Origin of the sequence: Bordetella genomosp. 9, assembly GCF_002119725.1 — a bacterium.
Classification (GTDB): domain Bacteria; phylum Pseudomonadota; class Gammaproteobacteria; order Burkholderiales; family Burkholderiaceae_B; genus Bordetella_C.
The window spans coordinates 3,561,673-3,578,793 of sequence record NZ_CP021109.1; the positions used below are offsets into that span (position 1 = coordinate 3,561,673).

The window sequence follows — 17,121 nt, forward strand, 5'->3', positions numbered from 1 at the left end:
AGTCCATGATTACGGAAACCATAAAAAAATTCGTCGCCCGGTTGTTCCCAACGCGCGGCCCGCAGCGTATTCCCAGAGAGCGCCACGGCATCGATCGCCGCAACGTTTCGCGGCACGCCATCAAGGTGTGCGAGGTCCTGCGCCAGGCCGGCTATGAAGCCTATATCGTCGGCGGCGCCGTACGCGACCTGATCGTCGGGATCGAACCCAAGGATTTCGACGTCGCCACCAATGCGACGCCGGAAGAAATCCGGCCGCTGTTCCGGCGCGCCCGCATCATCGGCCGGCGCTTCCAGCTCGTGCACGTGGTGTTCGGACAGGAAATCATCGAAACGTCGACCTTCCGCGCGCTGGCGACCGCGGACCAGGAAACCGACGAGCATGGACGCATCCTGCGCGACAACGTGTTCGGCAGCCAGGAAGAAGACGCGGCCCGCCGCGACTTCACCCTGAACGCGCTGTACTACGATCCGCTCACCGAGGAAGTCATCGACTATCACAACGGCGTGGCGGACCTGAAGAAGCGGGTCGTGCGCATGATCGGCGACCCCTTGCAGCGGTACCGCGAAGATCCGGTCCGCATGCTGCGCGCGGTGCGGTTCGCCGCCAAGCTGAACGGCACCATCGATCCCGCCACGCGCGAGCCCATTCGGGGCATGGCAAGCCTGATCGAAAACGTGCCGGCCTCGCGCCTGTTCGACGAAATGCTCAAGCTGCTCACCTGCGGCCATGCGATGGACTGTCTGCGGCAGCTGCGCGCGGAGGGCCTGCACCACGGCGTGCTCCCGCTGCTGGACGTGGTGCTGGAACAACCCCAGGGCGAGCAGTTCGTCGAACTGGCGCTGGAACGCACCGACGCCCGCGTGCGCGCGGGCAAGTCGATCAGCCCGAGCTTCCTGTTCGCCTCGCTGCTGTGGCAGCAGGTGGAGGTGCGCTGGCGCGAGCTGTGCAAACAGGGCGAGCACACCATTCCCGCGCTGATCCAGGCCGCCGATTCGGTGCTGGACGAGCAGACCGAAAAACTGGCCATCCAGCGGCGGTTCTCGGCCGACATGCGCGAGATCTGGTTCATGCAGCCGCGCTTCGAGCGCCGCGCCGGCAAGACGATCTACCGCATGCTGGAACAGCCGCGTTTCCGCGCGGCCTGCGACTTCCTGCAACTGCGCGCGGCCGCCGGCGAGTTCGACAGCGTGCTGGCGCAATGGTGGATGGACCTGGCCAACGCCGACGACATCACCCGCGCGCAGATGATCGACGAAGTCTCGCGCTCGCCGCGCGCCAAGGGCGAAGACGCCCCGGCGCGCCGCCGTCGCTCGCGCCGCCGTCCCAATCCGGCGGCCATGGCGCAAAGCCACACGGAATAGCCGTCAGGCCTGTCGAAACCGTGGCCGCCACCGCATACCTGGGCCTGGGCAGCAACCTGGGCGATAGCGCCGCCCAGCTGCGCGCGGCGGTGCAGGAACTGCGCGCCACCGCAGGCGTGCTCGCCTGCGAGACCTCGCCCTTCTACCGCTCGGATCCGGTGGATGCCGCCGGGCCGGATTTCGTCAATGCAGTCGCCCGCATTGAAACGACACTCGAGCCGCTCGCCCTGCTCGACGCGCTGCAAGCCATCGAGCTCGCGCATGGGCGTATGCGCCCGTACCGCAACGCGCCGCGCACGCTGGACATCGACCTGCTGCTCTACGACGCCCTGCGGCTGTCGTCTCCGCGCCTGACGCTGCCGCATCCGCGCATGCGCGAACGCGCCTTCGTGCTCATGCCGCTGCGCGATCTGGCGCCCGATCTGCGCCTGGACGGCAAGACGCTGGACGAACTGCTCGCGTGCTGCGCCGGGCAATCGATCGAACGCCTGCCGGAATAGCGGGCCCCGGCAAAACGGCATCCCGCAGATGCAAAAAAGCCCGCCGGGCGGACCTGGCGGGCTTTCGGGAAGCGTCCATCGCGGCATGCGCAACACCCGCGACAGGGACGACCGATCAGGCGACGGCGACGGGGATTTTGCCGATCCTGGCCTGCCATTCGCGCGGGCCGGTCATGTGCACGGACGTGCCTTCCGCATCGACCGCAACGGTCACCGGCATGTCCTTGACCTCGAACTCGTAGATGGCTTCCATGCCCAGGTCCTCGAATGCCAGCACCTTGGCGGCGCGGATGGCCTTGGACACCAGGTAGGCCGCGCCGCCCACCGCCATCAGGTACGCCGACTTGTGCTTGCGGATCGCCTCGATGGCGACGGGGCCGCGCTCGGACTTGCCGATCATGGCGATCAGGCCGGTCTTTTCGAGCATCATGTCGGTGAACTTGTCCATGCGGGTGGCCGTGGTGGGGCCGGCCGGGCCGACGACTTCATCGCGCACGGGGTCGACCGGACCCACGTAGTAGATGACGCGGTTGCGGAAGTCCACGGGCAGCGGCTCGCCCTTGGCAAGCATGTCCTGGATGCGCTTGTGCGCGGCGTCGCGGCCGGTCAGCATCTTGCCCGACAGCAGCAGCGTCTGGCCCGGCTTCCAGCTCGCGACTTCTTCCTTCGTCAGCGTATCCAGGTTGACCTGTTTGGACTTGTTGTAGTCCGGCGCCCAGCGCACTTCCGGCCACTCGGAAAGCGAAGGCGGCGTCAGGTGAGCCGGGCCGCTGCCGTCCAGCTCGAAGTGGGCATGGCGGGTGGCCGCGCAGTTCGGGATCATGGCCACCGGCAGCGATGCCGCGTGCGTGGGGTAGGTGGCGATCTTGATATCGAGCACCGTGGTCAGGCCGCCGAGGCCCTGCGCGCCGATGCCCAGCGCATTCACTTTTTCGTAGAGCTCGATGCGCAGTTCCTCGAGCTTGTTCTGCGGGCCACGCTGCAGCAGCTCGTACATGTCGATATCGTCCATCAGCGATTGCTTGGCCATCAGCATGGCCTTTTCCGCCGTGCCGCCCACGCCGATGCCCAGCATGCCGGGCGGGCACCAGCCGGCGCCCATGGTCGGCACGGTCTTCAGCACCCAATCGACCAGCGAGTCGCTGGGGTTGAGCATGGCGAACTTGGACTTGTTCTCCGAACCGCCGCCCTTGGATGCCAGTTGCACGTCGACCTTGTCGCCCGGGACCAGTTCGACGTTGACGATACAGGGCGTGTTGTCCTTGGTGTTGCGGCGGGCGAACAGCGGATCGGCCAGCACCGAGGCGCGCAGCGGGTTGTCGGGATGGGTATAGCCGCGGCGCACGCCTTCGTCACACAGTTCCTGCAGGCTGCGCGAGGTTTCGAACCGCACGTTCATGCCGATCTTCAGGAAGACGTTGACGATGCCGGTATCCTGGCACAGCGGCCGCTTGCCTTCGGCGCACATGCGCGAATTGGTCAGGATCTGCGCAATGGCGTCGCGGGCGGCCGGGCTTTCCTCGCGCTCGTAGGCGCGCGCCAGGTGGCGGATATAGTCCACCGGATGGTAGTAGCTGATGAACTGGATCCCATCCGCGATGGACTGGATGAAGTCTTCTTCCTTGATGATGGTCATGACGTACTTGCGGTAAGGGGCCGGAATCGGCCGAAGCCTGCGCAAAGCGCGGCCGGGATAAAAGGCGGCGGCATGCGGGTAGCGGGATACCCGGGCCGCCGGACGGCAATCATTTTCCTTGCCAGACGGGCTTGCGCTTCTCCGCGAAGGCGGTCGCGCCCTCCTTGGCGTCTGCGGACGTGAATATATGCGCAATCAAGGGGCGCTGGCGATCGAACATGCCCGCCTGCTCCCAATCGACGGCCTGCGAGACGATGCGCTTGGCGGTCTGCACGGCCAGCGGACCGTTCTCCACGATGGTGCGCGCCAGCGCCATGGCGCCTTCCAGCGCCTGGCCTGGCTCGGTCAGCCGGTTCACCAGGCCGTAAGCGTGGGCGCGCTCGGCGCTCAGCATGTCTCCGGTCAGGATCGCTTCCATGGCGATGTGGTAGGGCAGCCGGCGCGGCAGGCGCAGCATCCCGCCGGAACCGGCGACCAGCCCGCGCTTGACTTCGGGCAGGCCGAAATTGGCGTTGCGCGCCGCCACGATCAGGTCGCAGGCCAGCGCCATCTCGAAGCCGCCCGCCAGCGCGTAGCCCTCCACCGCCGCGATCAGCGGTTTTTGCGGGGGCGCCTCGTTCAGGCCGGCGAAGCCACGGCCCGGAATCAGGGGCCGCTCGCCGCTCTGGGCGAAGGCCTTCAGGTCCATGCCGGACGAAAAGGTCTGGTTGCCGCCCGTCAGGATGCCGATGCGCACGGCGGGATTGTTGTCCAGTTCGTCCAACGCGGCCGCCATGGCCTGCGCGGCAGCCAGGTTGATGGCGTTGCGGGCTTCCGGACGGTTGATGGTGATGATCTGGATACCGTCGGTCTGGGTCACCTCGATCAGGTCGGCCATGCCTTGTTCCTCCTTCCAATGGGGCGCGCGCGCCCGGCCGGGCCGCCGCGCGCGCGGAAATCGAATGATACGACCAACGCGCGGCCGCTCCGCGGCCGTCCATCCCCCGGCTCCAGTAAAATGCCGGGTTTCTCATCGCATGCCCAGCGGCGGTTCCCCAGCACTCATGCTTACCTTTCAGCAAATCATCCTAAAACTCCAGGAATACTGGGATAAGCAAGGCTGCACGCTTCTGCAGCCCTACGATATGGAAGTCGGCGCGGGCACCTCGCATACCGCCACCTTCCTGCGCGCCATCGGCCCCGAGCCCTGGCGCGCCGCCTATGTGCAGCCCTCGCGCCGGCCCAAGGACGGCCGCTACGGCGAAAACCCGAACCGTCTGCAGCACTACTACCAGTACCAGGTGGTGCTCAAGCCGGCGCCCCCGGAGATCCTGGACTTGTATATCGGCTCGCTCAAGGCGCTGGGCATCGACCCGGCGCAGCACGATATCCGCTTCGTCGAGGACGACTGGGAAAACCCCACGCTGGGCGCGTGGGGACTGGGCTGGGAAGTCTGGCTCAACGGCATGGAGGTGACGCAGTTCACGTATTTCCAGCAGGTGGGCGGGCTCAATTGCACGCCGACCACGGGGGAAATCACCTACGGGCTGGAACGGCTGGCGATGTACCTGCAGGATGTGCAGAGCGTCTACGACCTGGTCTGGACCGTTGGCCCGGACGGGCGCACCGTCAAGTACGGCGACGTTTTCCACCAGAACGAAGTCGAACAGTCCACCTACAACTTCGAATACTCCTCCGCGGAAATGCTGTTCGCGCACTTCAACGACTACGAATCCGAGGCTAAGCGGCTGATGGACGTCCCGCTGGCCCTGCCGGCGTATGAAGCGGTATTGAAGGCCGCGCATACCTTCAACCTCCTGGATGCGCGCGGCGCGATCAGCGTCACCGAACGGGCTGCCTATATCGGCCGCATCCGCAACCTGTCCCGCGCCATCGCGCAGGCGTATTACGAGTCGCGCGAACGGCTCGGTTTCCCCATGCTTGCCGGCCAGGCCGCCGTGGAGGCCGCGCAATGAGCGACATCCGCCCGCTGCTGGTCGAACTGCTGACCGAAGAACTTCCGCCCAAGGCGCTGCGCCGGCTGGGCGACGCCTTTGCCGAAGGCATCCGCCAGGGATTGGCGTCGCGCAACCTGCTGGCCCAGGATTGCCGCGTACAGCCGTACGCCACGCCGCGCCGGCTGGCCGTCCACCTGTCCGCCGTCCGCGCCCAGGCGCCCGACCAGGAATTCGCCGAGAAGCTGATGCCCGTCAAGGTCGGCCTGGACGCCGACGGCCGCGCCACGCCCGCCCTGCTGAAAAAGCTGGCGGCCAAGGGCCTGGACAACGTGGACGTTGCCGCGCTGGCGCGCGAATCGGACGGCAAGCAGGATTACCTGGTGGCGCGCGGAACCGCGCCGGGCGCCAGCCTGGCCGCCGGCCTCCAGGCAGCGCTGGACGCAGCGCTTGACGGACTGCCCATTCCGAAGGTCATGAGCTATCAGCTGGCCGATGGCGTGACCACCGTCAAGTTCGTGCGCCCCGCGCATGGACTGGTGGCCTTGTTCGGCGCCGATGTGGTCGATGTCTCGGCCCTCGGACTCACGGCGGGACGCCAGACCCTGGGGCACCGCTTCATGAGCAACGCCCCCATCGTGCTGCGCGACGCCGACGCCTATGCAAGCCAACTGGCAGAGGCCGGTCGTGTGATCGCCGGCTTCGACGCGCGCCGCGACGATATCGCCCGGCAGCTCGACACCCACGCGCGCCAGTTGGGCGCCACGCTGGGCGATGATCCCGAAGTGCCCGCGCTGCTGGAAGAAGTCACGGCCCTGGTCGAGCATCCCACCGTCTATGTCGGTGAGTTCGAGCCGCGTTTCCTGGAAGTTCCGCAGGAATGCCTGATCCTGACGATGCGGCTCAACCAGAAGTACTTTCCGCTGTTCAACCCGGAAACCGGCAAGTTGACGCATCGCTTCCTGATCGTCAGCAATATGCAGGTGGCCGATCCGGTCAACATCGTGGAAGGCAACCAGCGCGTGGTGCGGCCCCGTCTGGCCGACGCGCAGTTCTTCTTCGAAACCGACCGCAAGACGCCGCTGGCCGAGCGCGTGCCGCAGTTGGGCAGCATCGTCTATCACAACAAACTCGGCACCCAGCTGGAACGCGTGGAGCGCGTGCGCGCCGTGGCGCGCGGCGTGGCGCAGGCGCTCGGCGCGGACGCGCAGGCCGCGGACCGTGCAGCGCTTCTTGCCAAGGCCGACCTGGGCACGCAGATGGTGGGCGAATTCCCCGAACTGCAAGGGATCATGGGGGCTTACTATGCCCAGGCGGACGGCGAGCCCGCCGACGTGGTCCGCGCCCTGCGCGACCAATACCGAAACCGCCTGGACGCGCCGGTGGACCGCGACGGACTCACGGCGGCGGCGCTTTTCATCGCCGAACGGGCCGAGACCCTGGTGGGCATCTGGAGCATCGGGCTCGCGCCCACGGGTGAACGCGATCCCTTCGGGCTGCGCCGCGCCGCGCTGGGCCTGATCAGCGCCTTCGAGCAGCTCGCTGCGGGCGAATGGCTCAAGCCGAGCGAGAACGGTCCGCTCACGCAGGATGGCCTGCTGCGGCTGGCGGCGGACAGCTTCGGGCCGGGGCGCATCGGCGATGCGGCGCTGGACGAGGTTCGCGCCTTCATCTACGAGCGCTATCGCAATCAGTTGGCATCGGACTACGACCGTAATGCCGTGGACGCGGTCATCGCGCTGGCTCCCCCGCTGCACCAGGTTGCCGCGCGCGTGCGTGCGGTCACCGCTTTCGGCGGCCTGCCGGAAGCCGCCAGCCTTGCGGCTGCCAACAAGCGGGTGGGCAACCTGCTGAAGAAGGCCGAAGGCGACATCGGCACGGTCGACCCGGCCCGGTTGCAGGAGCCGGCCGAACGCGCGCTTGCGCAGGCCATCGAAGCACTGAGCCCGCGCGCCCAGGCGCAATTCGACGCCGGCGACTTCGCGGGCAGCCTGCGCACGCTGGCGCAGGCGCGCGAGCCGGTGGATGCGTTTTTCGCGGACGTCATGGTGATGGCCGACGATCCGGCCGTGCGGGCGAACCGCCTGGCCCTGCTGGGGCAGCTCCATGGCCTGATGAACAAGGTCGCCGACATCTCGCGGCTGGCGTAGCCGGCACCAAGGTCTGTCAACACCGATGAAACTGATCATCCTCGACCGCGACGGCGTCATCAATCACGACAGCGACGCCTTCGTGAAATCCCCCGACGAATGGGTCGCCCTGCCCGGCTCGATCCAGGCCATCGCGCGCCTGCATCAGGCCGGCTGGACGGTGGTCGTCGCGTCGAACCAATCCGGCCTGGGGCGCGGACTTTTCGACATGTCGACGCTCACGGCCATCCACGCCAAAATGCGGCGCGAGGTGGCCCAGGCGGGCGGCGCGATCGACGCCATTTTCATCTGCCCTCACCTGCCGGAAGAGCAGTGCCGCTGCCGCAAGCCGCTGCCGGGCATGTACGAACAGATCGCCGACCGCTACGACGTCGATCTGGCCGGCGTGCCGGCGGTGGGCGATTCGCTGCGCGACCTGCAGGCCTGCGCGGCGATGGGCTGCGCGCCCTGGCTCGTGAAAACCGGCAACGGGCAAAAGACCATGGCCAGCGGACAGCTGCCTGAAGGCACGCGCGTGGCGGACGACCTGGCAGCGGTCGTCGACATCCTGCTGGAAGACGGGCAGGCATGAAGGCGATCCTGTTTTTGCGGTCCCTGCTTTATGCGATTTTCCTGGCCGTCACGGTCATTCCTTACGCCATCGCGTGCCTGCTGTGGGCGCCGCTGCCGCTGCATTGGCGATATCGGCTCACGGTCGGCTGGCCGCGGCTGGCGATCTGGGGCGCCCGTGTCATATGCGGCATACGGTGGCAGGTGCGCGGCTGGGAGAACCTGCCCGATGGCCCGGCCATCCTGCTGTCCAAGCACCAGTCGGCGTGGGAAACGCTGTGCTTTCCGGCCCATATGCCGCGCGAAGTCTGCTTCGTGTACAAGCGCGAATTGCACTGGGTGCCGTTCTTCGGCTGGGGCCTGGCGTTGCTGCGCATGATTCCGATCGATCGCAGCAAGGGGCGGGACGCTTTCGAACAAGTCGTGCGCAATGGTCAGCGCCGGCTGAACGAGGGCCGTTGGCCGCTGCTGTTCCCCGAAGGCACCCGTATCGCGCCAGGCAAGACGGCACGGTTCAAGCTCGGGGGCGCGCTGCTGGCATCGCGTACCGGTGCGATCGTCATTCCCATCGCGCATAACGCTGGCGAATGCTGGCCGCGCAACGCCTTCGTGAAGCGGCCCGGCATGATCACTGTGTCCATCGGGCCCGCGATAGAATCGCAAGGCAAAACCCCTGAGGATCTGAACCGCGAGGTTCAGGACTGGATCGAAGGCGAGATGCGTCGCCTCAACCCGGAAAGGTATGGCTCGGAATCACCAGCTGGAACTGCTGTTCGACGCGCCGCCCGCTGACGCCGGCGGGGGCGCCCCCGGGTTTTCCCCTTCGCATACCCTTCCGTCTTCCGACGACCGCACCTTCGCTCCAGCGGGCGGCGCGCACGATGCCGCCAGCCCCGAACGCCCCGCGACAGATCGCGGACGCGACGCGCCGCAAGACGGCCCGTCACCGGCCAAGGAAAGCGGCCCCGAAACGGACCAAGGCCGGGACGCCGGCGATCGCTTCGACCTGCGTCCATCCGCATCGTCTCGCGCCATCCCCACACCCTGCCCCGCCAGCCTGCCGCCCAACGCCAGATGGCGCATCGTTCAAACGCCGCAGCAGTCCATCGGCTTCGTGCTGCTGCGTTCCCGCCGCCGCACCATCGGCTTCGTCGTCAGCGACGACGGCCTGCGCGTCACGGCGCCGAACTGGGTGACGCTGCGCCAGGTCGATGAAGCCGTCGTCGAAAAAGCGGGCTGGATCCTGGCCAAACTCCGCGACTGGCAACGGCGCCGTGAGCAGCTCGCGATGTCGCAGACGCAATGGCGCCATGGCGGCGAGCTGCCCTATCTGGGCAAGCGCATTGTCTTGGAGCTGGGTTCCGGCGAACGGCACGCGAGTCTGGCGGGCAACGCCGACGCGCCGCGCGACGGGGACATCCTCAGACTGGCCCTGCCGGCCAACGCGGAATCGTCGCGCATCCGGGACGCCGCGCAGGCGTGGCTGCAGCAGCGGGCGGGCGTGTGGTTCGGGGCGCGCCTGGCGCACTTTCTCCAGGCCAGCGGGCTGAAGATACGCCGCTGGCGTTTGTCCTCGGCTGCGACGCGCTGGGGCTCGTGCACCAGCGACGGCAACATCATGCTGAACTGGCGCTTGATCCATTTCGCGCCGTCGATCATCGATTACGTGATCGCCCATGAGCTGGCGCATCTGCGCGAGATGAACCACAGCCCGAATTTCTGGACCGAAGTTGGCCAGATCCTGCCCGATTACGAAAAGGCCCGCGAGGTCCTGCGGCGGCACGACCCGGCCATGCTGCCGCAGTTCTGACGACGGTCAATGCAGGGGCTTGATGTTGCGCTGCTCGAGCAGCGCGGTCCATCGCTTCGTTTCTTCAGCGATCACATTGGCAAACGCGCTGGGCTCGTTTGGCTGAGCTGGCATATAGGCACGCTGCGTAAGGGCCTCTCTTACGTCTGCATTCGCCAATAAGACGTTGACTGCACGGTTGAGGCGATTGACGGCATGTGCCGGCGTACCCGCGGGTGCCGTCAGCCCGTACCACGCGCCGAGCGCCAGATCGGGGAAGCCGACCTCGCCTATCGTCGGCACGTCCTTGAGCGACGGAGATCTCCGGTTCGCCATGACCGCAACGGGACGGACGTTCCCCGCCATGATGTGCGGCAGGGTAGACGCCAGCGAAGCGATATAGATATCGACCCGACCGCCAATCACGTCTGCAAACGCCCCGGGGCTGGCGCGATAGGGAACGTGCACCATATCGATTTCGGCCTCCTGCTGCAGCAGCTCGCACAACAGGTGCTCGGTGGTCCCCGTGCCTGTGGATGCGCATGTCAGCCCGCCTGGATAGGCCTTTGCGAGGGAAACGACATCTTCGACGCTCGTGATCGGCGCATGCTTGTCCACGACCATGACGTACGGCGTGGACGCGACCAGCCCGATCGGTACAAGATCGTGGGAGAAGTCATACTTGACCGCCGGATACATGACCTTATGGATCGTGTTGGGGCGTCCCGCCAGATACATCGTATAGCCGTCGGGCCTGGTTCTGGCCACCGCCTCTGCGCCAAGATTGCCGCCAGCCCCGGGCCGATATTCGATGATCATCTTCTGTCCGAGGTCGTTCTCCATATGTTGCGCGACCAGCCGCGCCAACACGTCGGCGCTGCCGCCCGGAGGATATCCAACCACCAGGGTGATTGGCCGTTGAGGGAACGACGCCTCGATATCGGCCCCGAGGGCGCCTATCGGAATCACGGCGCCCAGCAGGGCAATGGCCGCGAGCTCATGTTTGGAGATGTGCATGTTGCCTCCGTCCGGTCCGAAGTCGATAAAGTTTCGAACAACCTGTTGCGGGCGGATGGGTGTTCCATAGGCGCGTCTAGTTCCGCTTCTCGATCCTTACAGAAGCGAGCCGCACTTGTGGCCGTACTGCTGGATTCAAGCGCACCCCCTTGGCGACTTGCGTCTCCCGCGCGATCTTTGTCGGTCTTGTGCTGGCTTCTACAATAGCGGCTGATCCCCACCTTCTTGCACATCAAAGGAACCACCATGCGACTGCTCCACACTATGCTGCGCGTCGGCAACCTCGACCGTTCGATCGACTTCTATACCAACGTGCTCGGCATGCGCCTGCTGCGCCGCAAGGACTACCCAGAAGGGAAGTTCACGCTGGCATTCGTGGGCTATCAGGACGAGAAGGAAGGCGCCGTGCTGGAACTGACCCACAACTGGGACACGCCCAGCTACGACCTGGGCAACGGCTACGGGCATATCGCCGTCGAAGTGCCCGACGCCTACGAGGCCTGTAACCGCGTGCGCGAGCGCGGCGGCAAGGTGACGCGCGAAGCCGGTCCGATGAAGCACGGCACGACCGTTATCGCGTTCGTCGAGGATCCGGACGGCTACAAGATCGAGTTCATCCAGAAAGGCACCCAGCACGACTAGGCCGCCCCGGGGCCCGGTATAGAATGGCCGGGACCTTCGCACCGAGCTCTGTCATGATTCACGAGATTCTGAAAATGGGCGACCCGCGCCTGTTGCGCGTCGCCGCCCCCGTCCGCGAATTCGATACGCCGGAACTCCATGCCCTGATCCAGGACATGTTCGAAACCATGGCGCATGCCGGCGGCGTGGGCCTTGCCGCGCCGCAGATCGGCGTGGACCTGCAGCTGGTGATCTTCGGCTTCGAGCGCAGCGAACGCTATCCGGACGCCGAACCCGTCCCGCGGACGATTCTATGCAATCCCGTCATCACGCCGCTTTCGGACGAAAAGGAAGACGGGTGGGAAGGCTGCCTGTCCGTCCCGGGTCTGCGCGGCCTCGTGCCGCGCTACCGTCATATCCGGTACACCGGGTTGGATCCCGCCGGACAAGCCATCGACCGCGAAGCCAGCGGGTTTCACGCGCGTGTCGTGCAGCACGAATGCGACCACCTGATCGGGCGCCTGTACCCGACCCGCATGACGGACCTGACCAAGCTGGGCTTCACCGAGGTGCTGTTCCCCGGGCTCGATCCCAAGCGCGACGACTGAATCGTCGCGCCGCACCGGGTCCATGCTGAACCATCTGTGGCTGGGGTTCTTCCTGGCGAGCGGCCTGGCCGGCGCGCTGCGCTGGCTCGCGGGCGGGCACCCGGAAGTGTTTTCGGCGATGGTCGGCGCCCTCTTCGACATGGCGCGCCTGTCCGTATCGGTCATGGTGCTGCTGTTCGGCACCCTCACCCTGTGGCTGGGTTTTCTGCGCATCGCGGAACAGGCCGGCCTGGTCGGCGCGCTCGCACGCATCCTCGGTCCGCTATTCGCCCGTCTGATGCCCGGGGTTCCGCGCGGCCATCCCGCCATCGGCCTGATCACGCTGAATTTCGCCGCGAATGCGCTGGGCCTGGACAATGCCGCCACGCCGATCGGACTGCGTGCGATGCGAGAATTGCAGACACTGAATCCGCAGCCCGAAACGGCGACCAACGCACAGATCCTGTTCCTGGTGCTGAATGCATCGTCGCTGACGCTGCTGCCGGTGACCATCTTCATGTACCGCGCGCAGCAAGGCGCGGCCGATCCCACCCTGGTGTTCCTGCCGATCCTGCTGGCGACCAGCGCCTCGTCGCTGGCCGGCCTGCTCGCGGTCGCGGCATGCCAGCGTTTGAAGCTGTGGGATCCCGTGGTGCTGGCGTGGCTGGCCGGCGCCGCCCTGCTGCTGGGCGGCTTCATCGGCCTGCTGGCCACCCTGTCGGCAGCCGCCATTGCGGCGCTGTCCTCGCTGCTGGGCAACCTGACGCTGTTCGCCATCATCCTGGCCTTCCTGCTGGCGGGCGCATACCGCAAGGTCCCGCTGTACGAATGCTTCATCGACGGCGCCAAGCAGGGCTTCGATATTGCGCGCGACCTGCTGCCCTATCTGGTCGCCATGCTTTGCGCGGTGGGCGTGCTGCGCGCATCCGGCGCCCTGGACGCGGTGCTGGACGGCATACGCTGGCTCGCGCACGCCGCCGGTTGGGATACCCGCTTCGTCGATGCCTTGCCCACGGCATTGGTCAAGCCGTTTTCGGGCAGCGCGGCGCGCGCGATGCTGCTGGAAACCATGTCGCACTTCGGCGTGGACAGCTTCCCCGCGCTGCTCGCCGCCACGGTGCAAGGCAGCACCGAAACCACGTTCTACGTCCTGGCGGTCTACTTCGGCGCGGTCGGCGTGCGGCGCGCACGCCATGCGGTCGGCTGCGCGCTGCTGGCCGACTTGGCCGGCGTCCTGGCCTCCATCGGCGTCTGCTACTGGTTCTTCGGCTAGGCCGGCATCAGGTCCGGCCGACGGTCATTCCACCGGCAGCAGCTTCATTCCGTTGGTCCCGCCGCTGTCGCGGTAGAAGTCGCCCTTCGTCAAAATGACCCAGTCGCCCGGCTCGACGCGCCCGCGCTGCTTGAGCTCGGCGATCGCGGCGTTGCTCAGGTCCGCCGGGTCGTAGGCCGAAGGATCGAAAGGCACCGTATACACGCCGCGAAACAAGGCTGCCCGATTCTGGGTGACCGGGTGGGGGCTGTAGCAATAGATCGGCACGCCAGAACGGATGCGCGACATGATCAGTGGCGTGTGACCGCTTTCGGTCAGCGCGATGATGGCCTTGACGCGCGGGAAATGGTTGGCGGCGTACATCGCCGCGAGCGCGATGGTTTCGTCGCAGCGCGAGAACGTTTCGCCCAGGCGGTGGTGCGAATGCGTGGAGGTCGGATGTTTTTCCGCGCCCAGGCAGACACGGGCCATCGCCTCGACGGCTTCCACGGGGTACTGGCCGGACGCGCTCTCGGCGGACAACATGACTGCGTCGGTGTAATCCAGGACCGCGTTGGCGACATCGGACACCTCCGCTCGCGTCGGCAGGGGATTCGAAATCATCGACTCCATCATCTGCGTCGCGGTGATGACCACCTTGTTCAGCGTGCGCGCGTGCTGAATGATGCGCTTCTGGATCCCCGCCAGTTCCGCGTCGCCGACCTCCACGCCCAGGTCGCCGCGCGCCACCATGACGCCGTCGCTGGCGCGGATCAGCGCATCCAGCGCTTCATCATCCACCACTGCTTCCGCCCGCTCGATCTTGGCGATGATCCATGCCTGGCTGCCGGCCGCGCGCACCAGTTCCCGCGCTTCTTCGATGTCCGAACCGTGACGGGGAAACGATACCGCCACATAGTCGAGCTGCAGTTCCGCGGCAACCTTGATGTCGGCGCGGTCCTTGTCCGTGAGGCTGGGCGCGGACAGGCCGCCCCCGCGACGATTGATGCCCTTGTTGTTCGACAAGGGGCCGCCCACCATCACGGTCGTATGCACCGAATCCAGGTCCACGCTTTCCACGCGCAGCACCACACGGCCATCGTCCAGCAACAGTTCGTCTCCCGGCTTGCAGTCCTGCACGAGCTCCGGGTAATCGATGCCGACGATTTCCTCGGTGCCTTCCTCATAGGGATGGCTGTTCGACAAAGTAAAGGGCGAGCCGGTCTTCAACGTCACCTTGCCATCCACGAAACGGGCGATGCGGATCTTCGGTCCCTGCAGGTCTCCCATCAATGCCACGAAACGCCCCTGCCGGGCGGCGGCTTCGCGAACCAGCTTTGCGCGCTGCCTGTGGTCCTCGGTATCGCCATGCGAGAAATTCAGCCGCGCGACGTCCATGCCCGCGCGCACCAGCGCCTCGATGCGTTCGGGCGACGAGGTGGCGGGACCGAGGGTGGCGACGATTTTGGTGCGACGCAGCACTGCCATGACGAATTCCTCTGTAGTTGACCGAGCGCCTTATGGTACGCCTGCTTGCGGTCAAGGTGACGGCAGTCGCGCTTCCATGCGGTTATCATGGGCGCCTCGCCAGCCCCCCACGGGCGGCATGCCATGGGATCCATCGTGAAGATCGTCATCGCGCCCGACTCCTTCAAGGAAAGCCTGTCAGCGCCGGATGCGGCGTCCGCCATTGCGCGCGGCGTGCGCGCCGCCTGCCCTGGCGCCGAGATCGTCGCCATACCCATGGCCGATGGCGGTGAAGGGACTGTGGCAGCAGTACTTGCGGCCAGGGGCGGCCAGTGGCGCACCGCGCGCGTGACGGATGCGCTGGGCGAACCTATCGACGCTTCCTGGGGATGGCTGGCCGACGGCACGGCTGTCATCGAAATGGCGGCCGCAGCGGGGCTTGAACAGGTTCCCCCTGAACGCCGCGACCCATTGCGCGCCACCAGCCGGGGCGTCGGAGAACTGATCCTGGCGGCCTTGGATGCGGGGGCGCGCCGCATCATTCTGGGGCTGGGCGGCTCGGCGACCAACGACGCCGGCGCCGGCATGCTTTCCGCGCTGGGGCTGCGGATCCTGGACGCCCACGGCGATGAGGTCGCTCCCGGCGGCGCGGCGCTGCGCAATGCCGCTCGCGTCGATACGACCGGCCTCGATCGCCGCCTGGCTGCCGTACGCGTCGATGTTGCATCCGACGTGGACAATCCCCTGTGCGGTCCCCACGGCGCGTCGGCGGTTTTCGGCCCGCAAAAAGGCGCCTCGGCTTCCCAGGTGGCGCAGCTGGACGCCGCGCTGGCCCACTTCGCCGACATCTGCGCGCGTGCGCTAGGCCGCGACGAACGCGACCGGGCGGGCGCCGGCGCTGCCGGCGGACTCGGGTTCGCCGCGCATGCCTTCTTGAATGCCGCTTTCCGGCCGGGGGTAGAAGTCGTTGCGGAACTTGGCGGCCTGGCCCACGCCGTGCTTGGCGCGGATCTGGTTTTCACCGGCGAAGGCCGCATGGACCAACAGACTTTGCATGGGAAAACGCCAGCCGGCGTGGCTCGCATCGCGCATGCCGTCGGTGTGCCCGTGGTGGCGCTGGCCGGCTCGCTTGGCGACGGCTACGACAAGCTCTACCGCGCCGGCATCACGGCGGCCTATAGCCTGGCGGCCGGGCCGATGACACTGGAGCAAGCCTGCGCCCAGGCTGCGGACCTCCTTGCCGATCGCGCGCGCGACGCCACACGGTTGTTCATGGCCGGCCGCGGCCTGAACCATCGCGCAACGGAAACGGCGGATCTGAACCAGCTGGGGTAAGGGCGCGACCGCCGCGCGGGAAGGGACCGCCCCGCGACAATGCCGTTCGGCCGCAACGTCAGGGTCAGTCGGCGCGCGGCTTGTCCAGTTCCGCGCTGTGCGGCAGGGAGGGGCCGGCCAGGCCCGCCTCGAACAGGACGTCGGCCAGGCCGATGAATTTGTCCACCGATACTTCTTCTGCCCGCGACGTGGGCGGGATTTCCAACGCATCCCAAGGCACATGGGGCGTCCAGTCGCCCAGCGCCCGGCGCAGCATCTTGCGCCGCTGCGCGAACGCCCGCGCCACCACCTGTTCCAGCGCCGCTTCGCTGCAGGGCCGGCGTCGATCAGCCGGCAGCGGCACCATGCGAACCACGGCCGACACCACGCGCGGCGGCGGATCGAAGGCCTCGGGCGGCACGTCGAACAGCTTCTCGATGCGATAGCGCGACTGCAGCATGACCGAGAGCCGCCCATAGTCGGACGACGCCGGTTGCGCCACCATGCGGTCGATCACTTCGCGCTGGAGCATGAAATGCTGGTCGCGGACGGTATCGGCGGCCGTCATCAAGTGGAACAGAATGGGGCTGGAGATGTTGTACGGCAGATTGCCGACAACACGCAGGTCCGGACCAAACCCCGAGAAATCGACCGTCAATGCGTCGGCCTCGACGACATCCAGCCGTTCCGGCGGGAATTCCGCACGCAAACGCCCGGCCAGATCACGGTCGATCTCGACCACGGTCAGCCGCCGCAGGCGCTGCAGCAGCGGCCGCGTGAGCGCCGACAGGCCGGGGCCGATTTCGACCATCGCATCGTCCGCGCCGGGACCGATCGCACGCACGATGGCGTCGACCACGCTTTCGTCGACCAGAAAATGCTGTCCGAAGCGCTTACGCGCCTGATGTTGCGCCATGGATGCCGGTTCGCCGAGCCGAGGC

General features: G+C 66.8%; 16 protein-coding genes. 11 read left to right on the top strand and 5 right to left on the bottom strand.

The window, feature by feature from the left end; translation table 11 throughout:
- Positions 1–5 precede the first annotated feature (5 nt).
- A complete protein-coding gene (pcnB, locus tag CAL13_RS16360; RefSeq protein WP_086058326.1) occupies positions 6–1,364 on the top strand; it encodes a polynucleotide adenylyltransferase PcnB in 1,359 nt (452 codons plus the stop codon).
- Positions 1,365–1,384: 20 nt separating this feature from the next.
- Positions 1,385–1,864 carry a 2-amino-4-hydroxy-6-hydroxymethyldihydropteridine diphosphokinase gene (gene folK, locus CAL13_RS16365; protein WP_086072965.1) on the top strand — a complete coding sequence of 160 codons (480 nt, stop codon included), beginning with the start codon at positions 1,385–1,387 and terminating at the stop codon, positions 1,862–1,864.
- A gap of 115 nt (positions 1,865–1,979) precedes the next feature.
- Here folK and CAL13_RS16370 read toward each other — a convergent pair whose 3' ends face one another.
- Both CAL13_RS16370 and CAL13_RS16375 read right to left on the bottom strand, forming a co-directional pair.
- On the bottom strand, positions 1,980–3,500 hold the full coding sequence (locus CAL13_RS16370; protein WP_086058328.1) for a fumarate hydratase: 1,521 nt from the start codon (positions 3,498–3,500) through the stop codon (positions 1,980–1,982).
- A gap of 109 nt (positions 3,501–3,609) precedes the next feature.
- Entirely contained in the window at positions 3,610–4,377 is a 768-nt protein-coding gene (locus tag CAL13_RS16375) for a crotonase/enoyl-CoA hydratase family protein (RefSeq protein WP_086058329.1), read from the bottom strand.
- Between the two features lie 166 nt (positions 4,378–4,543).
- Here CAL13_RS16375 and glyQ point away from each other — a divergent pair, with 166 nt between their 5' ends.
- The 5 genes from glyQ to CAL13_RS16400 are packed head-to-tail and all read left to right on the top strand — an operon-like array spanning position 4,544 to position 9,943.
- The gene (gene glyQ, locus CAL13_RS16380; RefSeq protein ID WP_157664501.1) at positions 4,544–5,455 is read left to right on the top strand and encodes a glycine--tRNA ligase subunit alpha; all 912 of its coding nucleotides are present in this window, start codon (positions 4,544–4,546) and stop codon (positions 5,453–5,455) included.
- Positions 5,452–7,584 carry a glycine--tRNA ligase subunit beta gene (gene glyS, locus CAL13_RS16385; protein ID WP_086072966.1) on the top strand — a complete coding sequence of 711 codons (2,133 nt, stop codon included), beginning with the start codon at positions 5,452–5,454 and terminating at the stop codon, positions 7,582–7,584. The genes glyQ and glyS overlap by 4 nt, the downstream gene beginning before the upstream one ends.
- 25 nt (positions 7,585–7,609) lie before the next feature.
- Positions 7,610–8,155 carry a D-glycero-beta-D-manno-heptose 1,7-bisphosphate 7-phosphatase gene (gene gmhB / locus CAL13_RS16390; protein ID WP_086058332.1) on the top strand — a complete coding sequence of 182 codons (546 nt, stop codon included), beginning with the start codon at positions 7,610–7,612 and terminating at the stop codon, positions 8,153–8,155.
- Positions 8,156–8,160: 5 nt separating this feature from the next.
- Positions 8,161–8,925, top strand: coding sequence for a lysophospholipid acyltransferase family protein (locus CAL13_RS16395; RefSeq protein ID WP_086059533.1), 765 nt, complete (start codon positions 8,161–8,163; stop codon positions 8,923–8,925).
- On the top strand, positions 8,876–9,943 hold the full coding sequence (locus CAL13_RS16400; protein WP_232467680.1) for a YgjP-like metallopeptidase domain-containing protein: 1,068 nt from the start codon (positions 8,876–8,878) through the stop codon (positions 9,941–9,943). Before CAL13_RS16395 ends, CAL13_RS16400 begins: the two co-directional genes overlap by 50 nt.
- 6 nt (positions 9,944–9,949) lie before the next feature.
- On the opposite strand, the gene CAL13_RS16405 is transcribed toward CAL13_RS16400, so the two are convergent.
- The gene (locus CAL13_RS16405; RefSeq protein WP_086072967.1) at positions 9,950–10,939 is read right to left on the bottom strand and encodes a Bug family tripartite tricarboxylate transporter substrate binding protein; all 990 of its coding nucleotides are present in this window, start codon (positions 10,937–10,939) and stop codon (positions 9,950–9,952) included.
- A 246-nt stretch (positions 10,940–11,185) separates the two neighbouring features.
- Between CAL13_RS16405 and gloA the strand changes: the two genes are divergently transcribed.
- The 3 genes from gloA to CAL13_RS16420 are packed head-to-tail and all read left to right on the top strand — an operon-like array spanning position 11,186 to position 13,420.
- Positions 11,186–11,581: a lactoylglutathione lyase gene (gene gloA / locus CAL13_RS16410; protein ID WP_086072968.1), complete on the top strand. Its 396-nt coding sequence runs from the start codon at positions 11,186–11,188 to the stop codon at positions 11,579–11,581.
- A 53-nt stretch (positions 11,582–11,634) separates the two neighbouring features.
- The gene (gene def, locus CAL13_RS16415) at positions 11,635–12,168 is read left to right on the top strand and encodes a peptide deformylase (RefSeq protein ID WP_086058334.1); all 534 of its coding nucleotides are present in this window, start codon (positions 11,635–11,637) and stop codon (positions 12,166–12,168) included.
- Positions 12,169–12,190: 22 nt separating this feature from the next.
- Positions 12,191–13,420, top strand: a complete 1,230-nt coding sequence (locus CAL13_RS16420; protein ID WP_086058335.1) for a nucleoside recognition domain-containing protein — start codon at positions 12,191–12,193, stop codon at positions 13,418–13,420.
- 24 nt (positions 13,421–13,444) lie between these two features.
- On the opposite strand, the gene pyk is transcribed toward CAL13_RS16420, so the two are convergent.
- Positions 13,445–14,887 carry a pyruvate kinase gene (pyk, locus tag CAL13_RS16425; RefSeq protein ID WP_086058336.1) on the bottom strand — a complete coding sequence of 481 codons (1,443 nt, stop codon included), beginning with the start codon at positions 14,885–14,887 and terminating at the stop codon, positions 13,445–13,447.
- Between the two features lie 135 nt (positions 14,888–15,022).
- Here pyk and CAL13_RS16430 point away from each other — a divergent pair, with 135 nt between their 5' ends.
- On the top strand, positions 15,023–16,201 hold the full coding sequence (locus CAL13_RS16430; RefSeq protein WP_086073694.1) for a glycerate kinase: 1,179 nt from the start codon (positions 15,023–15,025) through the stop codon (positions 16,199–16,201).
- 64 nt (positions 16,202–16,265) lie between these two features.
- On the opposite strand, the gene rsmA is transcribed toward CAL13_RS16430, so the two are convergent.
- Positions 16,266–17,096, bottom strand: a complete 831-nt coding sequence (gene rsmA / locus CAL13_RS16435; RefSeq protein ID WP_086072969.1) for a 16S rRNA (adenine(1518)-N(6)/adenine(1519)-N(6))-dimethyltransferase RsmA — start codon at positions 17,094–17,096, stop codon at positions 16,266–16,268.
- Positions 17,097–17,121: the final 25 nt, after the last annotated feature.

Coding starts and splice junctions, on each gene's coding strand:
- CAL13_RS16405 (WP_086072967.1), bottom strand. CDS start 10,939: ATGCACATCTCCAAACATGAGCTCGCGGCCATTGCCCTGCTGGGCGCC.
- gmhB (WP_086058332.1), top strand. CDS start 7,610: ATGAAACTGATCATCCTCGACCGCGACGGCGTCATCAATCACGACAGC.
- rsmA (WP_086072969.1), bottom strand. CDS start 17,096: ATGGCGCAACATCAGGCGCGTAAGCGCTTCGGACAGCATTTTCTGGTC.
- pcnB (WP_086058326.1), top strand. CDS start 6: ATGATTACGGAAACCATAAAAAAATTCGTCGCCCGGTTGTTCCCAACG.
- CAL13_RS16420 (WP_086058335.1), top strand. CDS start 12,191: ATGCTGAACCATCTGTGGCTGGGGTTCTTCCTGGCGAGCGGCCTGGCC.
- pyk (WP_086058336.1), bottom strand. CDS start 14,887: ATGGCAGTGCTGCGTCGCACCAAAATCGTCGCCACCCTCGGTCCCGCC.
- def (WP_086058334.1), top strand. CDS start 11,635: ATGATTCACGAGATTCTGAAAATGGGCGACCCGCGCCTGTTGCGCGTC.
- gloA (WP_086072968.1), top strand. CDS start 11,186: ATGCGACTGCTCCACACTATGCTGCGCGTCGGCAACCTCGACCGTTCG.
- glyQ (WP_157664501.1), top strand. CDS start 4,544: ATGCTTACCTTTCAGCAAATCATCCTAAAACTCCAGGAATACTGGGAT.
- CAL13_RS16375 (WP_086058329.1), bottom strand. CDS start 4,377: ATGGCCGACCTGATCGAGGTGACCCAGACCGACGGTATCCAGATCATC.
- CAL13_RS16370 (WP_086058328.1), bottom strand. CDS start 3,500: ATGACCATCATCAAGGAAGAAGACTTCATCCAGTCCATCGCGGATGGG.
- CAL13_RS16400 (WP_232467680.1), top strand. CDS start 8,876: ATGGCTCGGAATCACCAGCTGGAACTGCTGTTCGACGCGCCGCCCGCT.
- glyS (WP_086072966.1), top strand. CDS start 5,452: ATGAGCGACATCCGCCCGCTGCTGGTCGAACTGCTGACCGAAGAACTT.